This is a genomic window from Acinetobacter sp. ACNIH2 (assembly GCF_002934965.1).
Classification (GTDB): Bacteria; Pseudomonadota; Gammaproteobacteria; order Pseudomonadales; family Moraxellaceae; genus Acinetobacter; species Acinetobacter tandoii.
Genome location: NZ_CP026412.1, coordinates 3277857 through 3297926 on the forward strand (window position 1 = coordinate 3277857; position 20070 = coordinate 3297926).

Genomic DNA, 20070 nt, shown 5'->3' on the forward strand with positions numbered 1-20070 from the left:
CTCTTGCTTTTAGCGCAATGAAGTCATGAAATTTGAAAATTGGAATTTTTAGAGCATTTTAGATATTGCTATATTTTTCAATTAAATTCTGCAAGGTTGGATTCTAATCTTCTATATTCTACATTTGTATAATTATTCTACTAAGTTTTTGTGATCACTTGGCTTTAATGTCACAAAGAAAACGATGAAGAAAATTATCTATCCAGTTTTCGTTTATAGAGGTAAAAACCTAGTTTGAACATAATATTTGTATGGCACTTTTTTGAGTTGCTGATGTCAATTTATAAAAGTGAATATCAAATGTCCTGTTGGATCAGAGACACAGGTATTTGCACTATATAATAGTCATTCAAAATGTTGGCGGGATGTGCTGAGATGCTAAATAAGCTGAAAGATGTATTTAAAAGTTCTAGAGTAAAAGAGGAAGAGGCTTATCTGCATGAACATGCGATTCAGTTCAATCCACAACAGGGGTATATTGTAGATGGTATTGTTCTAAATCAAGCTCTATCAGAGCGCTTAGAGTATTTTTCCAATCGTCGCTTAAATAAGTTTGATGATTTGAAAGCACTTTACTATGCGGCTATGTTAATTAATGAAAAAATTGATTTGGAAATTACGCAACAGAAATTTGTCGCGCGTTTAGGCAATACGGAAGAAAACTTACTCCAATTTAAAAGCATTGTGAAAAAACTGAACGATTACTATCGTAATTTTATTCGAGAGAAATAAAATTAGAGCCTAAAAGTAAAAAATATCTATATCGGGCATGTCATTTATTAACCTAATCTCACAATGACGTGCTTGATGAATAAGATTCAGTCACTATATAACTGTATAAAAATTTTATGTAGTTTTAGCTGCGTGATAAGATTGTAACCAAGTGACTTATCTCTAAAAAGCGATCTACATGTTCCAACAAGAAATTGCTCAACTCAATCTCTCTAAGTTGAAAGCAGGTGACAAACGCTGGATCGGACAACTACAAGGTTCAGCTGCTGCACTATTATTTAAAGAAATCTCAAAACAACATCAGCAACTTTTTATCCTCGTTGCACGAAATAGTCAGCATTTAGCTCAGTTAGAAAGTGAACTTGAGTTTTATGGACTAAAGCCAACCATTTTCCCTGATTGGGAAATCTTACCTTACGACCGTTTATCTCCTCATCAAGATATTGTTTCGGAACGTTTGGCTATTTTATCTAATATGCCACAACAAGGGGTGTTATTGGTTTCTGCCTCGACTTTGGCACAGCGCGTTGCACCGACCTCTTGGGTGTTGGGAGAACATTTCGATATTCAAGTTGGACAAAAATTTGATATTGAAAAGCAAAAATTGCGATTGATTCAGGCAGGCTATCATCTGGTTGATACAGTATATGACCATGGTGAATTTGCCGTGCGTGGCAGTATTATGGATATTTTTGCATCTGGGCAAAATTCACCGATACGTATCGATCTTTTTGATGATGAAATCGAAAGTTTAAAATTTTTTGATCCTGAAACCCAACGTACCACGCAAAATCTAGAAAAATTTAGTGTACTCCCTGCAAAAGAATTTCCATTAAAAGAAGCACGTTCTTTATTTAGAGATCGTTATGCTGAAAGTTTTCCAACAGCAAATCCGAAAAAAAATCCAATTTATCAAGATGTACTTGAAGGGATTGCTTCGCCAGGCATAGAGTTTTATTTGCCACTTTTTTTCGATAAGTCTTTGATGCAAGGTCAAAGTACGCTTATGGCGTATTTACCACAGAATGGCATTGTCATTACAGATAATGGATTGGATGATGGGATATCGAGCTTCTGGAAAGAAGTTTTACGTCGTTATGAAGACCGTCGTCATAACGTTGATCATCCGATCTTGCCACCAGAAGAGCTATTTCTCTCACCTAATGTTGTTTTAGAACAATTAAATAAATTTGCTCGTGTTATTGCATCAACTGAAGCTGTAGAAGAGCGCGCTGGAGCAATCAATTTAGATACGGAAACTCCACCACGGTTAGCGGTTGATCCTAAGCAAGAAAAGCCTTTTGCTGCTGTAAAGCAATATTTAGATGCAGTTAATCATCCAGTATTACTTGTTGCGGAAAGTGCAGGTCGACGCGAAACTTTAAAAGATGCTTTGCGGCCTTTTTTAGGTGATATTCCAAGTGTCGAAAGCTTTGCTGATTTCCAGCAATCTTTACAAGCAATTGCAATTACCAGCGCACCACTTGATCGAGGGTTGGTTGTTCGAGGGCAGTTAAGTGTAATTTCAGAAAATCAACTCTATGAGCATCGCGTAGTACAGCGCCGCCGTAAGCGTCAGCAGGAAGTTTCAGAAGAGTTTCTGATTAAAAGTCTGACTGAGCTGAGTATTGGCGCGCCAGTGGTGCATATTGATTACGGGGTTGGACGTTATGCAGGTTTAGTCACATTAAGTATTGATGATCAAGAGCATGAGTTTTTGCAACTTGATTATGCTGATGCAGCCAAAGTTTATGTTCCTGTCACGAATTTGCATTTAATCAGCAGATATAGTGGTGGGGATCCTGATTTAGCCCCATTACATAAATTGGGTACAGATGCTTGGAATAAAGCAAAACGAAAAGCTTTAGAGCAAATTCATGATGTGGCAGCGGAGTTATTGCATATACAGGCGCGTCGACAATCTAAACCAGGCATCAGTTTTGAGTTAGATCAGAGCTTATATATGCAATTTGCCAGCGGATTTGCATATGAAGAAACTTTAGATCAAGCCAATGCAATTGAAGCAACGCTGCATGATATGCAATTGGCCAAGCCGATGGATCGTTTGGTCTGTGGTGATGTTGGGTTTGGTAAAACTGAAGTTGCTATGCGCGCGGCTTTTTTAGCAGTTCAAAACAATAAACAGGTTGCTGTATTGGTGCCAACCACCTTATTGGCACAACAGCATTATGAATCATTTAAAGATCGTTTTGCAGATTGGCCAATTCGTATAGAAGTATTGTCGCGTTTTGGTTCTAGCAAAACTCACCTCAAAATTATTGAAGACCTAGCCGAAGGTAAAGTTGATATTGTGGTGGGTACCCATAAGATTCTGCAAGAGAATGTTCAATTTAAGAATCTCGGTTTAATGATTGTAGATGAAGAACATCGTTTTGGTGTACGTGACAAAGAGCGAATCAAAGCGATGCGTGCCGATGTGGACATGCTGACACTTACAGCAACGCCAATTCCGCGGACTTTGAATATGGCATTTAGCGGAATGCGTGATTTATCGATTATTGCGACACCTCCCGCACGTCGTTTAGCTGTGAAAACCTTTGTACAAGAACATACATCAGAATCGGTAAAAGAAGCGATTCTGCGTGAACTGCTTCGTGGTGGGCAAGTTTATTTCTTGCATAATGAAGTGGAAACCATCGAAAGAGCAGCAGAAAGTATCCGTGAGCTTGTGCCAGAGGCACGGGTTGCGGTTGCACATGGACAAATGCGAGAGCGCGAACTTGAGCAAGTCATGCAGCAGTTCTACCATAAAGAATACAATGTATTGGTTTGTTCAACTATTATTGAAACAGGGATTGATGTCCCAAATGCCAATACAATTTTAATTGAACGAGCCGATAAACTAGGCTTAGCGCAGTTACATCAATTGCGTGGACGAGTAGGGCGTTCGCATCACCAAGCCTATGCTTATCTGTTAGTGCCTTCTATTAAAGGACTTAAAGGTGATGCAGAAAAACGACTCGATGCCATTCAGCGTGCTGCAACATTAGGTGCTGGTTTCATGTTGGCAACTGAAGACCTTGAAATTCGCGGTGCGGGTGAACTCCTTGGCGAGCAGCAAAGTGGCTCTATGCAAGCAATTGGTTATAGTTTGTATATGGAAATGCTTGAAAAGGCGACGAAAGCAATTCAGAAAGGTAAGACACCAAACTTTGATGCACCATTGTCGTTAACGGCTGAGATCAATTTGCATATGCCTGCATTAATTCCAGATGATTATTTGGGAGATGTGCATCAACGACTTCTTTTTTATAAGCGCATTAGTAATACAGATCAGCAAGAGAAACTCGATAATATTCGTATGGAATTGATTGATCGTTTTGGTATTCCACCGCAACCTGTAAAGCAGCTTTTTGCTGTACATCAACTGCGTCTTAAGGCTGAACATTTAGGGATTACTAAAATTGATATCAATACCAATGGTGGCTATATCGAGTTTTCGCAAGATACTCCCGTCCAGGCGATGACTATCATTAGTATGATGCAAAAACATCCAACCTTCTTCCGTATGGAAGGCGGGCAGCGCTTAAAAGTCATGGTGATGTTGGAAGATTTTCAAAAAAGAATCCAATTTATTAATGAGTTACTTGAGAGTTTGCTTAAAGAGTTAAATTAGTTGATAGGCAACACTTCTTTGGCTTGACTTTCTAAAAGTAAGATTAGAAGGATAGCCAAAGAAACAATTGATTTATTTGGAAAAATTATTAAAGTGTTAAATGTGATCAATATCATATAAAATAGCAATTTATTTGTAATGAAACACCTTTTATAGAATACTCAGCTCTAGTTTGATGTGATAGTATTAACCATCATTCTAATTTTCCATCATTTATAAAGATATGTTTAGTTTGCATCCACAACTTGCTCAAGATACGTTTTTTGTAGGCGATTTTCCGCTTTCTACATGTCGTTTAATGAATGATATGCAGTTTCCTTGGCTTATTCTTATTCCACGTGTACCTGGAGTAACTGAGCTTTATGAATTAAGTCAAGCAGATCAAGAGCAGTTCTTGCGGGAATCAAGTTGGTTATCTAGTCAACTTTCACGTGTATTCCGTGCTGATAAAATGAATGTTGCAGCATTAGGTAACATGGTTCCTCAGTTACATTTCCATCATGTTGTTCGTTATCAAAATGACGTGGCTTGGCCTAAACCAGTTTGGGGCACACCAGCAGTTCCATATACCAATGAAGTTCTTGCGCACATGCGTCAAACATTAATGCTTGCTCTACGTGGTCAAGGCGATATGCCATTTGACTGGCGCATGGATTGATCCCAGAAATCATTTGTTTATGGATGAATTGTGATTAGATTCGGGTTCTGGAGTAGGTAGTGCTATCATTAAGCAATTGGATAGATAGAGACCCTAAGCATTTTGAATATCTTCATCGTGTGATGGGATATGCAATGCTATCTCTACTTTTAGTTGTTTATCACTACACATCCCCAGAAACCAAGTATCAAATTTATGTCCCAATTCTGCTTGGAGTTGTGGCATTAATTCTTCCTAAACTTTCGAATTGGTTGGAATTTAAGTTTGGTTACCATGCTAAACGAAATACATTATTTGCGATTGATGTTGTAGTCATAGCAATTATGTTGTCGGCAGTGCATTTAAGTTTGGTGCTGACTTTTACTGCAATTTTTGCAATTTTATTTTCATCTATAAATACAAAAGTCTCTTTTTTCTCTGCCATGCTCACTTGTGTATTTGGTGTAGCTGTTTTTTACTTTAGTAATATTTTTATTTTCGGTTTCGGTGAGTATTTCGAACATACATCGTCAGAACTGACAGTTCTTTCATTTTTATGTTTAATCACCTATTTTGGCGTTGGAATTATTTATCAAAGCCGTCGCATTCGCTATATCCATACCAAGCGTGAATATTATTATAATCAGATGAACCGCTATATGGAGTTCGCAAACCAACTCAGTCGTTATGCACCACTACAGCTTTGGCAATCGATTATGAAAGGAGAGTCGGAAGCCAAAATTGAATATAAACGTAAAAAAATGACAGTTTTTTTTTCCGATATTCAAGGTTTTACCGAGCTGTCTGAAACATTAATTCCAGATGATCTTGCCTACTTACTCAATGATTATTTAAGTCACATGACCGAAATTGCTAAGCAATATGAAGGTACTGTTGATAAATTTATGGGCGATGCTATTTTAATTTTCTTTGGTGATCCTAATACGCAAGGTGTTGAGCAAGATGCGAAAACCTGTGTAGAAATGGCGATGGTCATGCGCCAGCAAATGAAGTTGCTTCGTGAGCGTTGGATTAAAATGGGTTATCCGCCATTGCATATCCGCATGGGAATTAGTACAGGATATTGCCACGTTGGGAATTATGGTGCTGCACATCGTATGGCTTATACAATTGTGGGGCGTGATGCGAACTTGGCAGCTCGCTTACAAAGTGCAGCAGCGGTCGATGAAATCTTAATTTCGGATGATACTTATAATCTGATTAAAAATGACTATTTATGTGCGCCCAAATCACCAATTTACTTGAAGGGAATTCAGGGGCCTGTTCGTACTTGGCAGGTGATGGAAAAGTATACTTCTCAAAAAACAGATTATCAGCGTTGGTTTGATTATGAATATAAAGGTTTTCACTTATTGCTGAACTTAGATGAAGTGCAAAACTTTGAGTATCCAGAGTTGATCACAGTGCTAGATAAAATGATTAAGCGCATTCAAACTCAGCAAAAATTAACCAACTCCCAGGGTATTGTGAAGTTAAAACTTGAAGACGAAGTCATTCAGCCTATTGAAAATACGCATATTCATTAAATTAAGTTAATCCTAAATTGATGTGATTTTCTATAAGTAAGAAATTGAATAACAAAAAACCACGCATTAGCGTGGTTTTTTACACAGGCATAGATTAATGATTTTCTGATGCGTGGTTGATGGTGTATTTAGGAATTTCAATTTCTAAATCTTCATCTACAACTTCAACTTGACATGAAAGGCGTGAATCAGGTTCTAATCCCCAGGCGCGATCTAACAAATCTGCTTCAACATCATTCATTTCTTCCAGACTATCAAAACCTTTGCGTACAATCACATGACAAGTCGTACATGCACAAGACATGTCACATGCATGCTCAATTTTGATGTTGTTTTTTAATAGGCTTTCACATAAGTTTGCATTTTGCTCTACTTCAAACTCAGCACCTTCTGGGCAGAATTGCGCATGTGGAAGTACTTTAATACGTGGCATAATCTTTACCTTAATTAGTTTGAGTTTGACCAGTCTTCGAGTTTAGTGCCTTTTAATGCGGCATCAATATGTTGATTCATACGTAATGCGGCAAAATTATCACTGTGTATTTTAAGCTGTTCGATTGATTGTTCAATAGCTTTGATATCATCACTTTTTAGCTGAGTCTCTAGTTGAGTCTTAGCTGTATTTAGCTGGTCAAGCTGTTCAGTGCTTAAAAGATGGGTATCAACTTTTAGAGCTTGCGCTAATGCTTCAAGTTCACGCTGTGCTTCAACTTTGGTTTCTTGAAGATGACGAAGATTTTTGTCTTCTTCAGCATATTTAAAACCATCAAGTAATAGTCGTTCGGTATCTGCTTCGGATAAACCATAAGATGGTTTGATGTCAATTTGCGCATGTACACCAGACGTGGTTTCTTTTGCAGCCACTGTGAGTAAGCCATCTGCATCGACTTGGAAGGTCACTTCAATGCGAGCTTGTCCAGCGGTCATCGGTGGAATGCCGTGTAGCACAAAACGACCTAAGCTACGACAATGTTCAACTAGATCGCGTTCACCCTGCACCACATGAATTAACATGGCTGTTTGACCATCTTGATATGTAGTGAATTCTTGACGGCGTGCAACAGGAATAGCAGTATTTCGAGAAATTAGGCGTTCAACTAAGCCCCCCATGGTTTCTAAGCCAAGAGAAAGAGGGGTAACGTCTAAAAGCAATGAGCCATCAGTCGAATTGCCAATTAATTGATTGGCGGTAATAGATGCACCAATTGCGACTACTTCATCTGGATTGATAGTGCATAGTGGCTCTTGGTTGAATACAGTTTGAACCGCTTTTTGAACCGCGTAAGAACGTGTAGAGCCACCCACTAAAACTACATTTTGAATGTCATCAAGTTCTAATTTAGCATCACGCATAACGCGTTTACAGACACTGATGGTTTTATCAAGTGCAATTTGAATAATCGATTCAAAAGTAGGGCGGTCAAGCTGTAATGATTGATCAAGAAGTTTGAGCTCAACTTCATTAACATCAGATAATGCTTCTTTTGCCTTGCGAGCAGCGACAACGAAATGCGCATATTCAGCATCATCAAGAAGTTCGATGTTTAATTGTTTTTTTGCCCATTTCACAATCAGACGATCAAGATCATCGCCACCTAATGCTGTGTGTCCACCTGTTGCTAAAACTTCGAATACGCCTTGCGAAAAACGAAGGATAGAAACGTCAAATGTGCCACCACCTAGATCGTAGATCACATAGTTACGATCTGTTGCTAAATTGGTTTCTTGATCCAAACCGTAAGCAACGGCCGCGGCTGTTGGTTCGTTCAATAAACGAAGAACATTTAAGCCTGCAAGTTGGGCAGCATCACGTGTTGCTTGGCGTTGAGCTTCATCAAAATAAGCAGGAACTGTGATAACAGCACCATTAACTGGATTTTTAAGACTTTCTTCAGCACGGTCTTTCAGTTGTTTTAAAATTTCTGCAGAAATTTCAACAGGTGTTTTGCGACCTTGTGCAGTTTCAAATGCAGGCATTTGATGATCTTCACCCACAAGTGTGTAGGGGTGTTGAAATTTAATGTCAGCTTTAGAACGTCCCATAAACCGTTTAACAGAAACTATAGTATTTTTAGGGTCTGTGGTAATAAAAGGTTTTGCATCATCACCATAATGGGCTTGATGTGGAGTGTAATGAACGATTGAAGGAAGTAACACTCGACCTTGTTCATCGTTAAGAACTTTGGCTTTTCCTGAAAGCACAGTTGCGACTAAAGAGTGGGTTGTGCCTAAATCAATTCCAATCGCGATACGGTGTTCATGAGGTGCACTTGATTGCCCCGGTTCTGCAATTTGCAAGAGTGCCATGCGTTACATCCTTTGAGCAGCAAAATTTGAAAAATTAGAAATCATCATCAAGATCGAAACTATCATCATCCAAGAAACGATCTTCAGCTTTGTCGATATCGAGCATGACTTTTTGAAAGAAACGTAATTTTCTGACGGTGTCACGTGCTTCAGCCCAATCTTCATCCGTGTAATCGATTTTGAACTCACGAACTAAGCCATCAATCCATTGCGAAACTTCTTTTTTAAGCGAGATAAGATCTTCGGTCGAAGAGGCTTCATCAAGCTGCTCACGTATTTCTAGCGCAGATTGAAGGAATTCAAAATCATTAATTGATTGATCTAAATGATGATCTTGTTTTTTGAGAGCTAACAAATAACCAGCACGGCTATCGACATGAGATAAAACTTTGAATGCTTGATTGATTTCGCTTGATTTAATCAAGGCTTGATCTTTATCTTCAGCTTTATCAGGGTGATATTGTTGCTGCAGTTTTAAAAATTCGCTTTTTAAACTTGCTAAATCAATATCGAGCGCTACTGGAAGGTTAAACAACTCAAAATGATTCATGGAAGATGGAATCCGCAATAATTTCATGTAAATAAATAGAATTAAAACAGTGTAAAGACACTGTTTTAAAAAAGAAAGGCAAAGGGCTATTAAACAGTGAAAGATTCACCGCAACCACATTCACCTTTTTTATTCGGGTTGTTAAACTCGAAGCCTTCGTTCAGACCATTTTTCACATAGTCCATTTCCATACCATCGAGATAGACTAAGCTTTTTGGATCTACAAAGACTTTAACACCGAACTGTACAAACATTTCATCATGTGCATCAACTTCGTCAACGAATTCGAGTACATATGCTAAGCCTGAACAGCCAGAAGTTTTCACGCCAACGCGAATACCTTCACCCTTACCGCGATTCTTTAAGTAATTGCTGATATGAGTTGCAGCATTTTCAGTTAAATTGATCATGAAAACTCCGTTATTCTTTCACTGATTTTGAAACAATTAAGCTTTAGTCTGCTTGTTGCGATAGTCTTCAACAGCAGCTTTAATTGCATCTTCTGCAAGTACAGAGCAGTGAACTTTCACTGGTGGAAGTGCAAGCTCAGTTGCGATATCAATGTTTTTAATAGCTTGTGCTTGGTCTAAGGTTTTGCCTTTTAACCACTCAGTCACTAACGAACTTGATGCAATTGCAGAGCCGCAACCATAAGTTTTAAAGCGAGCTTCTTCAATTACACCTTCGTCGTTAACTTGGATTTGAAGACGCATAACGTCACCACAAGCTGGCGCGCCAACCATACCAGTACCAACATTTTCAGCGTTTTTATCTAAAACACCTACATTACGAGGGTTTTCGTAATGATCAATTACTTTTTCACTATATGCCATGATGCTTCTCCAAACCTCGGGGTCAGCGTTAATATTAATATGGGGTTAAATTCGGTTTAATCAATGAGATCATGCGAAATGATCTCATTGAAAGCAGAGAATTAGTGTTCAGCCCATTCGACTGTAGAAAGGTCAATACCTTCTTTATACATATCCCAAAGCGGAGAAAGTTCACGTAACTTATCAACAGCAGCTCGGGTCACGCTTAACACATGATCAATGTCTTCTTCAGTAGTGTATTTACCAAAGCTGAAGCGAATTGAACTGTGAGCCAACTCATCAGAAAGACCTAATGCACGAAGTACATAAGATGGTTCTAAAGTTGCAGATGTACATGCCGAACCAGAAGAAACGGCAGCATCTTTGAGGGACATCATTAATGATTCACCTTCAACAAAGTTGAAGCTGACATTGAGATAGTTTGCAACGTTTTGAGTTGGGTGACCATTAAGGAATACCTGCTCAAGATCTTGTAAACCATTCCAAAGTTTGTCACGTAGTGCGCGTAAGCGAGTTTGTTCAGCAGTCAAGTTTTTGCCTGCGAGTTCAAATGCTTCACCCATACCTACGATTTGGTGTGTTGGTAAAGTACCAGAACGCATACCACGCTCATGCCCACCACCGTGCATTTGTGCTTTTAAGCGTACACGAGGGCTACGACGAACAAACAATGCGCCAATGCCTTTAGGGCCATAGATTTTGTGAGCAGAGAAACTCATTAAATCTACTTTTAAAGTAGAAAGATCAATTTCAACTTTACCCGCAGCTTGTGCAGCATCGACATGGAAGAAAATTTTGTTGGCGCGAGTAATTTCACCGATTGCAGCAACATCAGTTACAGTGCCAATTTCGTTGTTTACCATCATGAGTGAAACAAGAATAGTATCTGGACGAATTGCAGCTTGAACCATTTCAGGGGTAATTAAACCTGTTTGTGGTAAAGGCTCAAGGTAAGTAATTTCAAAACCTTCCGACTCTAATTCGCGGCAAGTATCTAAAATTGCTTTATGCTCGATTTTACTGGTAATGATATGCTTACCTTTAGAAGCATAAAATTGAGCTACACCTTTTAATGCTAGGTTGTCAGACTCAGTTGCACCAGAAGTCCACACGATTTCACGTGGATCTGCTTTAATTAAATTCGCAACTTGTTCGCGTGCGTATTCAACTTTCTCTTCAGCTTGCCAACCATATGCATGTGAGCGAGAAGCTGGGTTGCCAAAAGTACCTTCGAAAGTTAAACATTCCATCATGCGTTCTGCAACTTGAGGGTCTACAGGAGTGGTTGCTGCATAATCAAGATAAATCGGACGTTTCATTTCAAATACTACCTGTAACCGATAAAAGGGCTGAATCAAATGATGCTGTATTTTGACGAATTGCAACGGTTTGTACGTTGTCGCGGGCTACAAGATCAGCAAGTGTGATTTTAGCGAGATAATCGGCAATGTGGTGAGAGAGTTCTTGCCATAAATCATGTGTTAAACACATTGCACCATTTTGACAGTTGCCTTTATGGTCACAACGTGTTGCATCTACAGTTTCATTTACAGCTTCAATAATTTCTAACACAGTGATGTCTTCAGCGCTACGAGCAAGGTGATATCCACCATTCGCACCACGAACGCTAGAAACTAATCCATGACGTTTTAGCTTGGCAAAAAGTTGTTCAAGATACGCAACGGAAATAGTTTGGCGAGCTGCAATTTCGGCTAGAGTGATCGTTTGTTCAGTAGGCTGCAAAGCTAGATCAAGTAGAGCAGTCACCGCGTAGCGACCGCGAGTTGTTAAGCGCATGATTCGATACACATGTTTAGACTAGATGTGTAGATTCTATGAATCCTGACTAAAATAGTCAAGTTTTTTTAAGACCATTTATTTTGTTTTAATTAATAGTAAAAATAGTAATTTATGAAAGCCAAACATTATACACAAATAAAGTAATAAGAAGTACTGTGGTTACAAAAAAGGCAGCATTAATACGCTTTTGCTTTTGTTCTAGGCGGCGGATGCGATTTTTATATTGTTTTACCTCGACTTGAAGCGAATTTATTTTAGAGCGTTGTTGGTCAATTTTCTCTAAAAGTGGTGCAACACGTTTATTGGAGGAGGTAATATTCTTTTCATCATCAACAGGTTGTAGGAACCACTGTTTCCAGTCAGCAAGTACTTTAGGGGCGCTAAAAAGCAATACTAAATCACGAAACTCATCTTTTAGTACAATATCACCATCTATACGCATCGTTTTAATACTGCGTCGATTTGCAAAGACAAAAATTTTGACGAGATCCATAAGTGTGGTTCTTACGTCAAGATCTACTGGTTTCTCAGGTGCTTTGGTATCAAATAGGATGCCATGCTCATTAAATTGCACATAAAAGTCGAAATAGGGAACATAGCTATTAATTTTGATCGCAACTTTCTGTTCAATAAATTTTTTAGCTTGTAATGCAACAACAGGATCGCGTTTAACAATAAAAGTAAAAATCGTTTCTAAAACAATCATGGATGTTGTCAGCAACAAATGTGGTTGATTTTGTCTTTGTTGCGAATCGCTCATAAAACCTAATCCTTGCGGGTAAACAAATTGTCCTATCTCATTGTATATATTTGAGGACTGAAATTAATTGCATATTAAACCTGCTTTGTAGAACAGTTTTGCAAATCGATCAAGTGTTAAGTTTGCTATTATGAGTTTATTTATACGGTTGTTGTGTGAATGGGACAGAAAATAAGCTGGAGTAGCTCGAATGAATAAAACGACAAAAACAGAGAATAATGAAGATGGAGTTTCGGCATTGGATGATATGCAAAGAGAGCGTATCCGTCATCGATCAAAAGCTGGGCTGGATTTTAGAAAATATACCAAACAGATTTGGCTGGCAGGTTTGGGGGCTTTTTCAAGAGCGGAAGAAGAGGGAAATAAGCTATTTGACTCTTTGGTTAAAGTTGGTGAAGAGCTTGAGTCCAAAACAACGGAAATTGCTGACCAAACGGTCGAAAAAGTCTCAGAGAAAGCTAAAGAGTCAGTCGTTGATACTAAAGACAAAGTGGAGAAGCTGATTGATCACAGTGTGCATCATTCTTTAAATCGGATCGGTCTGGTTACAGCAAAAGATATTCAGCATTTGGAAAGTTTGATTTTACAATTACATAGTAAGGTTGATGCTTTGATTATAGAAAATGAACAACTGAAAGCAAAAATTGATAAAAAATGACAGATTTCGAAAGTTTGCTATTTTTTCCAAGTAAATTTGCGATTAAATTTGTAGAAAAGCTCAAGAGGAGTATTGCGTTCTCCCCTAAAGCATTGCTATAAAGGCGTTATGGTAATTTAAACTATATCCTTGAACCTTAAATAAACGATATTAGAGGACTTCATCTTCATGAATAAATCAGAATTAATTGATGCAATTGCAGAAAAAGGGGGATTGTCTAAGACTGACGCAGGTAAAGCCTTAGACGCGACAATTGCTTCAATCACAGAAGCACTTAAATCTGGTGATACAGTTACACTTGTTGGCTTCGGTACTTTCAATGTGAAAGAACGTGCTGCTCGTACTGGTCGTAACCCACAAACTGGTGCGACTCTTGAAATTAAAGCTAGCAAAGTTCCTAGCTTTAAAGCAGGTAAAGGTTTAAAAGATTCTGTAGCTTAATCTTTTAACGATTTACCAAACGCGCCTCCTTGGCGCGTTTTTTATTAATAATGCTGATTTGATGTCTAAACGCATTCATTCATATCAGGTTTTCGGGTAAAATGCGGCACAAATAAAATATTGGAATACTTATGGAATCTTTTCGTAAAGTTATTAAGGGCTGGTTGGGCAAAGTTTTGCTCATTTTGTTTTTGACCCCTTTAGCACTTGTAGGTATTGAAGGATATTTTAGTAGTGGTAGTTCTAAGGACACTGCAAAAACAGTGAATGGGCAAGAAATTAGCAATAAAGAGCTGGAAAACGCGACGAAGTCGTATAGTCAGCAGTACTTATCTTATGTAAATGGTGATGAAACTTTGTTGAATCAGTCTTTTATTAAAGATAAAGCTTTAGAGTCATTGATTGCACGTAACTTATTATTACAACAAGCAGAAAAATTAGGCATTTCATTGAGCGATGCTCAAATTGAGCAAATGATTGCACAACAACCAAGCTTGCAAGAAAACGGCAAGTTTTCTGAAGCGCTTTATGCGAATTATTTAAAATCAGTGGGTTTAACAAGCCAGGCATTGATTGAAAATTTACGTCAAGATCATGCTTTGAAGATGATGTCGTCAATGGTGATGGATTATGCCTTGGTGAGTAAGGTTGATATTCAGCAAATTGCGAATTTGCAAACTGAGCAACGTACTATTCATTTGGCAAGTATCAAACTTGATGATTATAAAAAAGGCATTCAAGTTAGTCAGCAAGAAGTTTCTGATTATTATAACAAGCATAAAAATGCATTTAGACAAGTTGCAAGTGTCGACGTCGATTTTGTGGTGCTTAGCCCAACGAACTTACCTGCGGTAAATGCTCAGGTTACGGATGCAGAATTGCAACAAGCTTATGCAAAATTTGTTGAATCTCAAGAGTCTACAGTTAAGCCTTCAGTGAAGCATATTCTTATTACTGCTGATTCGCGCTCAGATGCTGATGCGAAGAAATTAGCTGATAGTGTGGCTGCACAAATTAAAGCAGGTATGAGTTTTGCTGATGCTGCTCAAAAGTATTCTGATGACACTGACTCAAAATCAAAAGGTGGGGTTCTTGCAGCCTATGATAAAGGTGTATTTGGAGATGCATTTGATAAAGCTGTTGCGTCTTTAAAATCAGGTCAGGTTTCAGCGCCAGTGAAAACCCAATACGGTTATCACATTATTTCTGCTGAAGCGCCAGCAATTAAGTTGCCATCTTTTGAAGCTGAAAAACCACGTTTAATTGCTGAAGTACAAAAAGCGAAAACGGCAAATGCATTCTCTGATACTGTAAATAACTTGAATGAAATGGTAGTGGGTAGTGATGCGCTCGATACTGTAGCTCAAGAAGTTAAAGGTGTGCAGGTTCAATCAATTAAAGGTCTAACTTTAGGCATGCAGCATCCAGTTTTAAGCGAAGCAAATGTAAAAGCTAAACTATTTAATGATGATGTGAAAAGTGGTGACCGTAATGCTTCAAGTAACATCCAATTAGCTAATGGCGATGTTGTTTGGGTAAAAGTACGTGATTATCATGCAGCTGGTGAACAAACACTAGCTGAAGCAAGCGCGCGCGTGAAAGCAAAATTGATTGAGTTGAAAGCTACGGCTGCGGCTAAAGCAAAAATTCAAAAAGCATTGGAAGAATTTAAAACTCAACCAGCTGCAACAGTAATTGCTAAAAGTCAATTAAGTTTTGAAGATGCAGGCGTGTTTACGCGCTCACAAGGTTTAAAACGCCAGATTGAACGTGCGGCATTCAGTGTTCCAGCACCTAAAGCAGGCATGTGGTCAGTAACAACAGCGTCATTACCAAATGAGTTTGTTGTGGTTGCGATTTCTAATGTGAACAAAACTGCTGCAAATGCTCTGAAACCAGAACAGTTGGCAGAATTGACAAAGCTTTATCAACAACTTCGTGGTCAGCAAGAACTTGATGACTACACTCAATATTTAAAGAGCCAAGCGAAAATTAAATAGACGACAGTGATAAAAAAACCAGCCTAGGCTGGTTTTTTTTATGCTTATAAGATTATTCAGCCCGAAGAATAATTTCATAGCCTGTATATTTACGAATGTTAATCACACCTGTATCGAGCAGTAAGTATTGACCTTTAATACCCTGTAATTTCCCTCGGATGATCGGAGTCTTATCTAGATTGTGTGACTTAATCTTTTCAGGGTAATGTTCGACAGGATAAATGAACTCGCGAGGTTGTTCATTTTCTAGTAGTTCAACGCTTTCGTTAAATTCAAGATTTTGGCTAAATTCATCACGAATGGTTTGAATTTTAGGTGCAAATTCTTCTATCAGTTGCTCACGTACTTCAAGTAAGTTGATAGGTTCAGCTTCACCTTTAAGAAGTTTGCGCCAGTCAGTTTTATCAGCAACTTGAGTCCCAAACATGATTTCGAGTTGACCCGATAAGCGACGAGAACCCACTTTCATAATTGGAAGAGCCTGAGTAGCACCTTGGTCCAACCAACGTGTAGGCATTTGTCCAAGACGGGTAATTCCAACTTTTAATGCACTCGAATTAGCCAAATAAACGATATGCGGTTGAAAACATACTTCATGCGCGAAACTATCTTCACGGCAAGTACCTAGATGATAGTGGCAGGTTTCTGGTTTCATAATGCACATGTCACAAGATGCTTTGGTTTTAAAACATTTAAAACAATGCCCTTGAGAATAAGACTTCGGTGTTTTGCTGCCACAAGAAACACAGTAAATATTTCCAGTCCACTCCAACTCAATTTCTTGACCTAAACTGAATGGAAGCTCAATTTCTGCACGATCTAAGATAAATTTATATTCAACATTTGCCTTGCGAGTCTGTTGATCAGTTACACTAAGGTCTTTGAGACCTGCTTGCATTTTATGACAAATGCCTTGTAGTTCCATGAAAAGCTCACTCAATATTAAGGATGCAGTTATGGCTGAACAGAATGTCATCACTTCTATGTTAGACGATTTATCTCAGGAACAGCCTATTCAAACTGCATTGTGTATTGGCCAAAATTTAGAACAATATGACCAGAATCAATCAATTCGTTGGGCTTATTTTAACGTAACTGAGTTGCTAAGTCTGCCTTTTACTCAGCGGTATGATTTGGGTTTTGTTGTATTAGATAACTTAGAGATGAGCAGCTTATCAGATGTGACCAAGGCGCAATTTTTAGTGAAGCTACGTGATTTAATGGCGAAAAAGTTGGTTGTGGTCGCGACAGAGCAAGATAATAAATTAATGCGCTCGCTTGGTTTTACCCAACTTATTGAAAAGTCAGCACAGGGTAATGATTTGGCAATCTGGCAATTCAATATTCTAAATTACAAACATGTCCCAGATTGGTTTAACTCTAAATACTGGGCGAATCCTGAGAACTGGAATAAATTTCGCTGGTAATTTTTCCGTTTGGGGAATAATTATAAAAATGAGTTTGTACTTTTTTTTAAGTTTGTACAAGCTCATTATTTATTTTGCCAATGAGCATTTTCATCTTTTATAATAAGCTGCTTTCTTTTTTGACATTTGTCACACATCTTCCTGATATGATGCCTTTACTTACTGATTCCTTGCAAAATCAGCCTTTTTCTATTTTTCTTGAATACTTGCCGACTAAGCACGCACAACTTGTGCCATCGTGCATAGCTGGCTACCCAGTGACCATGACGATTGCTGATCGTGTACGTAGTGATGATGATCCTGAGCCATTAGCTATTGCCCAAAATTATGCTGCTGAGATTCCAAAAATTTTACATTTTTCGGGTAAAGGGCGAGACATAGCAGATTTTAATGAATTTATTCGGGCGATACAGGAACAAGGATATTCTAATGTATTGTTACTGACAGGTGATAAGTTAAAGCATCATCAAGATGGTCAAGATGTAAATTTGCCACGGACGCGTTATTTAGAATCTGTAAATGCTGTAATGCAGGCCAAAAAGCTTGCGCCTCAAATAAAAGTTGGGGTGGCGCTGAATCCATTTAAATATGCAAAAGCTGAGCACGATGCTCAATATTTTAAATTAGATAAGAAAGTACAGGCTGGGGCAGACTATGTTGTCACACAGTTAGGCTTTGATTTGGACGCGTTAAAAGAAGCCAAGCAATATTTAAATAAACTGCCTTCATGTTTGGATTTATTTGCCTGCGTCATGCCATTAACAGCGGCGCGAGCCGAATTCATGGTTAAGCATAAAGTTGCAGGTATTGTTTTGACTCCGCATCTTTTACAGTTGCTTAAACACGAGCAGAGTGTAGATGTTGTCATTGCAGAACAGAATGTTTATGCACGTTGTGCTTTGCAGATTTTAATTTGTCGTTTTTGGGGATTTGCTGGAGTGCATTTATCTGCCTGTCATAAGGCCGAAGAGCAAAAAAAATTAGAACAGGCGCTTGAGCGTTTTCAGGATTTTAGTTTTGAGCGGTGCATGCAGATTTGGAGTGAACTGCATCAATTGAAATCGGGTGATGAGCTTAAGCCTAAACCTGATGTATTTCAAAAGAAAGTGTCTTCTGAGCAAATGCTCAAATATAAAAGTATGCAGTTTATGCATGACTCAATGTTTGATTCCAAGATTGCGAGGAACGTAGGACGCAAACTTTTTAATCCTAAGCTTTGGTCGGGGCAATTTGCCAACAAATTACTTATAAAGTCTGAATACATGTCTAAACATGGTGTGGTAGGTTGTGAAAGTTGTGGTCAATGTCGTCTAGCGGACACCTTATATATTTGCCCTGAAACTTGTCCCAAAGGCTTGGCAAATGGTCCTTGTGGTGGAACTAATTTAGATCGGTGTGAATTTGGAGATCGCGAATGTATTCACTCGGTTAAAGCACGTTTGGCAGAGCAGACTAACCAAATAGCAATATTAAAAGAACGCTTAATTGACACAGTGCCTATAGAATTACGTGGCACAAGTTCTTGGGTGAATTGGTTTAATCCCAAATAAAAAACACGCCTAAGCGTGTTTTTTATAAAATTGGTGAGGATTAGAAATTGTATTCCATACCTGTACCAATGACAGTGCGCTTGTCGTCATCACTTAACCAATCACGTTTTTGTTGCGCTACGATGCCGTAGAAACGTGCTTGCTTGTTAATTTTGTAGTCTAAACCGATGCCATACTGGTCAATAGTACGATCATCATGACCATCACGTGCAGTTTTTGCTGATTGGTATTGTCCTTTTACAGCAAAAGGAGTGTTACCAATTTTGTAAGTAACAGCAGCAATCCACGAATCTTCTTCTAGACCTTTGTAGTTAGCTAGAATCGCTTGACCGTTTGTATCTTTTTTACCAGTGTCATAAGCAGTTAAGTCGTCTTTTGGTTCAGCATGTTGCCACAAACCGCCAAGTACCAGACCTTTCACACCAATTGAAGCGAAGTCATAAGAACCTGTTACGCGGTAAGCATCAGAGTAAATATCTTTTAAGCTATATGCATTGTATTTACCTTGAATGCCAGAGTTACCAGCAACTGCTAGGGCTAGACCTAAATCTTTATTTTCATAGTTTAATGAAGCTGAAACTGCATCACCAAAGCCATCACGTTTGTCATTATTGCCAGTTGTTCCCGCTACTACGCTAGAAGAGCTTTCACCTTGTTGGAACATTACATTGAATGATAAGCCAGCAAGTAATTTAGGGTCAGATTCAAAACCAACGACGTTGTTTGAGCGCTCTTCACCATACATGGTATTAGTGATATCTAAAATTGTGTGGTCGTTGAAGATATCTTGATTGTTACCAGCCGCAGTCTTGAAGTAAGAGTCAAATTTACCTACTTTTAATGCACCAATACCATCACTTTTTAAACCAATGAAACGGTTACGTGCGCTAAGGTCTGTGTCTGAACCAGAACCATCAGTTGCGATTGCCCATTCTGCTAAATAGATTGCAGATAATTTTTCTGTTAGCTTTTCTTCACCTTTAATACCAAAGCGAGAAGCATTAGAGTTGATTTCAGTTACATCACTCTTGCCATCAAAACTTTTGTTATCAACATTGTCGATCGATACGTTTAGTTTACCGTACAATGTTGGCGCTGCCTGTGCTGCGTTTAAGCTTAAAGTTGTCACTGCTGCAGCAAGTAGCAATTTTTTCATTGAGATTTCTCCAAAACACGATTTTTATGGCAAGT

At 38.5% G+C, this 20070-nt stretch carries 19 protein-coding genes; 9 read left to right on the forward strand and 10 right to left on the reverse strand.

Annotated features, from left to right (window positions below; translation table 11 throughout):
- The first annotated feature begins 375 nt into the window (after nt 1-375).
- The 4 genes from C3F34_RS15590 (at nt 376) to C3F34_RS15605 (ending at nt 6553) form a co-directional block, all read left to right on the forward strand.
- Nucleotides 376-732 (forward strand): hypothetical protein, encoded by a 357-nt coding sequence (locus C3F34_RS15590; protein WP_016166305.1) that lies wholly within the window; start codon nt 376-378, stop codon nt 730-732.
- 178 nt (nt 733-910) lie between these two features.
- Entirely contained in the window at nt 911-4369 is a 3459-nt protein-coding gene (gene mfd, locus C3F34_RS15595) for a transcription-repair coupling factor (RefSeq protein ID WP_044740444.1), read from the forward strand.
- Between the two features lie 223 nt (nt 4370-4592).
- A complete protein-coding gene (locus C3F34_RS15600; protein ID WP_044740445.1) occupies nt 4593-5027 on the forward strand; it encodes an HIT domain-containing protein in 435 nt (144 codons plus the stop codon).
- Nucleotides 5028-5149: 122 nt separating this feature from the next.
- Nucleotides 5150-6553, forward strand: coding sequence for an adenylate/guanylate cyclase domain-containing protein (locus C3F34_RS15605; protein WP_044740473.1), 1404 nt, complete (start codon nt 5150-5152; stop codon nt 6551-6553).
- Nucleotides 6554-6647: 94 nt separating this feature from the next.
- Here the strand turns inward: C3F34_RS15605 and fdx are convergent, their stop codons facing one another.
- From fdx to C3F34_RS15645, 8 genes are all read right to left on the reverse strand, one after another.
- Entirely contained in the window at nt 6648-6986 is a 339-nt protein-coding gene (fdx, locus tag C3F34_RS15610) for an ISC system 2Fe-2S type ferredoxin (protein ID WP_016166301.1), read from the reverse strand.
- Nucleotides 6987-7000: 14 nt separating this feature from the next.
- The gene (gene hscA / locus C3F34_RS15615) at nt 7001-8860 is read right to left on the reverse strand and encodes a Fe-S protein assembly chaperone HscA (RefSeq protein WP_044740446.1); all 1860 of its coding nucleotides are present in this window, start codon (nt 8858-8860) and stop codon (nt 7001-7003) included.
- A 34-nt stretch (nt 8861-8894) separates the two neighbouring features.
- A complete protein-coding gene (gene hscB / locus C3F34_RS15620) occupies nt 8895-9410 on the reverse strand; it encodes a Fe-S protein assembly co-chaperone HscB (RefSeq protein ID WP_016166299.1) in 516 nt (171 codons plus the stop codon).
- Between the two features lie 89 nt (nt 9411-9499).
- Nucleotides 9500-9820, reverse strand: coding sequence for an iron-sulfur cluster assembly protein IscA (iscA, locus tag C3F34_RS15625; protein ID WP_016166298.1), 321 nt, complete (start codon nt 9818-9820; stop codon nt 9500-9502).
- Between the two features lie 36 nt (nt 9821-9856).
- Nucleotides 9857-10243, reverse strand: coding sequence for a Fe-S cluster assembly scaffold IscU (iscU, locus tag C3F34_RS15630; protein ID WP_016166297.1), 387 nt, complete (start codon nt 10241-10243; stop codon nt 9857-9859).
- Between the two features lie 101 nt (nt 10244-10344).
- The gene (locus tag C3F34_RS15635; protein WP_016166296.1) at nt 10345-11562 is read right to left on the reverse strand and encodes an IscS subfamily cysteine desulfurase; all 1218 of its coding nucleotides are present in this window, start codon (nt 11560-11562) and stop codon (nt 10345-10347) included.
- Nucleotide 11563: 1 nt separating this feature from the next.
- Nucleotides 11564-12040 (reverse strand): Rrf2 family transcriptional regulator, encoded by a 477-nt coding sequence (locus C3F34_RS15640; protein ID WP_016166295.1) that lies wholly within the window; start codon nt 12038-12040, stop codon nt 11564-11566.
- Between the two features lie 112 nt (nt 12041-12152).
- Nucleotides 12153-12803: a hypothetical protein gene (locus C3F34_RS15645; RefSeq protein ID WP_044740447.1), complete on the reverse strand. Its 651-nt coding sequence runs from the start codon at nt 12801-12803 to the stop codon at nt 12153-12155.
- A 247-nt stretch (nt 12804-13050) separates the two neighbouring features.
- Here C3F34_RS15645 and C3F34_RS15650 point away from each other — a divergent pair, with 247 nt between their 5' ends.
- The 3 genes from C3F34_RS15650 to C3F34_RS15660 all read left to right on the forward strand — a co-directional run bounded on the left by C3F34_RS15650 (nt 13051) and on the right by C3F34_RS15660 (nt 15902).
- On the forward strand, nt 13051-13461 hold the full coding sequence (locus C3F34_RS15650; protein WP_042069161.1) for a phasin family protein: 411 nt from the start codon (nt 13051-13053) through the stop codon (nt 13459-13461).
- Nucleotides 13462-13629: 168 nt separating this feature from the next.
- On the forward strand, nt 13630-13902 hold the full coding sequence (locus C3F34_RS15655) for an HU family DNA-binding protein (protein ID WP_004697018.1): 273 nt from the start codon (nt 13630-13632) through the stop codon (nt 13900-13902).
- A 131-nt stretch (nt 13903-14033) separates the two neighbouring features.
- The gene (locus C3F34_RS15660) at nt 14034-15902 is read left to right on the forward strand and encodes a SurA N-terminal domain-containing protein (protein WP_104442053.1); all 1869 of its coding nucleotides are present in this window, start codon (nt 14034-14036) and stop codon (nt 15900-15902) included.
- A gap of 52 nt (nt 15903-15954) precedes the next feature.
- On the opposite strand, the gene C3F34_RS15665 is transcribed toward C3F34_RS15660, so the two are convergent.
- A complete protein-coding gene (locus tag C3F34_RS15665; protein ID WP_104442054.1) occupies nt 15955-16827 on the reverse strand; it encodes a DUF2797 domain-containing protein in 873 nt (290 codons plus the stop codon).
- A gap of 31 nt (nt 16828-16858) precedes the next feature.
- On the opposite strand from C3F34_RS15665, the gene C3F34_RS15670 reads away from it, so the two are divergent.
- Both C3F34_RS15670 and C3F34_RS15675 read left to right on the forward strand, forming a co-directional pair.
- Complete coding sequence (locus tag C3F34_RS15670) at nt 16859-17329, forward strand: DUF6231 family protein (protein WP_104442055.1); 471 nt, start codon at nt 16859-16861, stop codon at nt 17327-17329.
- A gap of 149 nt (nt 17330-17478) precedes the next feature.
- Nucleotides 17479-18879, forward strand: a complete 1401-nt coding sequence (locus tag C3F34_RS15675; protein ID WP_104442368.1) for a methylenetetrahydrofolate reductase C-terminal domain-containing protein — start codon at nt 17479-17481, stop codon at nt 18877-18879.
- A 40-nt stretch (nt 18880-18919) separates the two neighbouring features.
- Here the strand turns inward: C3F34_RS15675 and C3F34_RS15680 are convergent, their stop codons facing one another.
- The gene (locus C3F34_RS15680) at nt 18920-20035 is read right to left on the reverse strand and encodes a porin (protein WP_104442056.1); all 1116 of its coding nucleotides are present in this window, start codon (nt 20033-20035) and stop codon (nt 18920-18922) included.
- Nucleotides 20036-20070 lie beyond the last annotated feature (35 nt).

Excerpts from the sequence above, each read along its gene's own strand:
- C3F34_RS15590 (WP_016166305.1), top strand. The coding sequence starts at position 376 with ATGCTAAATAAGCTGAAAGATGTATTTAAAAGTTCTAGAGTAAAAGAG.
- mfd (WP_044740444.1), top strand. The coding sequence starts at position 911 with ATGTTCCAACAAGAAATTGCTCAACTCAATCTCTCTAAGTTGAAAGCA.
- C3F34_RS15600 (WP_044740445.1), top strand. The coding sequence starts at position 4,593 with ATGTTTAGTTTGCATCCACAACTTGCTCAAGATACGTTTTTTGTAGGC.
- C3F34_RS15605 (WP_044740473.1), top strand. The coding sequence starts at position 5,150 with ATGGGATATGCAATGCTATCTCTACTTTTAGTTGTTTATCACTACACA.
- fdx (WP_016166301.1), bottom strand. The coding sequence starts at position 6,986 with ATGCCACGTATTAAAGTACTTCCACATGCGCAATTCTGCCCAGAAGGT.
- hscA (WP_044740446.1), bottom strand. The coding sequence starts at position 8,860 with ATGGCACTCTTGCAAATTGCAGAACCGGGGCAATCAAGTGCACCTCAT.
- hscB (WP_016166299.1), bottom strand. The coding sequence starts at position 9,410 with ATGAATCATTTTGAGTTGTTTAACCTTCCAGTAGCGCTCGATATTGAT.
- iscA (WP_016166298.1), bottom strand. The coding sequence starts at position 9,820 with ATGATCAATTTAACTGAAAATGCTGCAACTCATATCAGCAATTACTTA.
- iscU (WP_016166297.1), bottom strand. The coding sequence starts at position 10,243 with ATGGCATATAGTGAAAAAGTAATTGATCATTACGAAAACCCTCGTAAT.
- C3F34_RS15635 (WP_016166296.1), bottom strand. The coding sequence starts at position 11,562 with ATGAAACGTCCGATTTATCTTGATTATGCAGCAACCACTCCTGTAGAC.
- C3F34_RS15640 (WP_016166295.1), bottom strand. The coding sequence starts at position 12,040 with ATGCGCTTAACAACTCGCGGTCGCTACGCGGTGACTGCTCTACTTGAT.
- C3F34_RS15645 (WP_044740447.1), bottom strand. The coding sequence starts at position 12,803 with ATGAGCGATTCGCAACAAAGACAAAATCAACCACATTTGTTGCTGACA.
- C3F34_RS15650 (WP_042069161.1), top strand. The coding sequence starts at position 13,051 with ATGCAAAGAGAGCGTATCCGTCATCGATCAAAAGCTGGGCTGGATTTT.
- C3F34_RS15655 (WP_004697018.1), top strand. The coding sequence starts at position 13,630 with ATGAATAAATCAGAATTAATTGATGCAATTGCAGAAAAAGGGGGATTG.
- C3F34_RS15660 (WP_104442053.1), top strand. The coding sequence starts at position 14,034 with ATGGAATCTTTTCGTAAAGTTATTAAGGGCTGGTTGGGCAAAGTTTTG.
- C3F34_RS15665 (WP_104442054.1), bottom strand. The coding sequence starts at position 16,827 with ATGGAACTACAAGGCATTTGTCATAAAATGCAAGCAGGTCTCAAAGAC.
- C3F34_RS15670 (WP_104442055.1), top strand. The coding sequence starts at position 16,859 with ATGGCTGAACAGAATGTCATCACTTCTATGTTAGACGATTTATCTCAG.
- C3F34_RS15675 (WP_104442368.1), top strand. The coding sequence starts at position 17,479 with ATGCCTTTACTTACTGATTCCTTGCAAAATCAGCCTTTTTCTATTTTT.
- C3F34_RS15680 (WP_104442056.1), bottom strand. The coding sequence starts at position 20,035 with ATGAAAAAATTGCTACTTGCTGCAGCAGTGACAACTTTAAGCTTAAAC.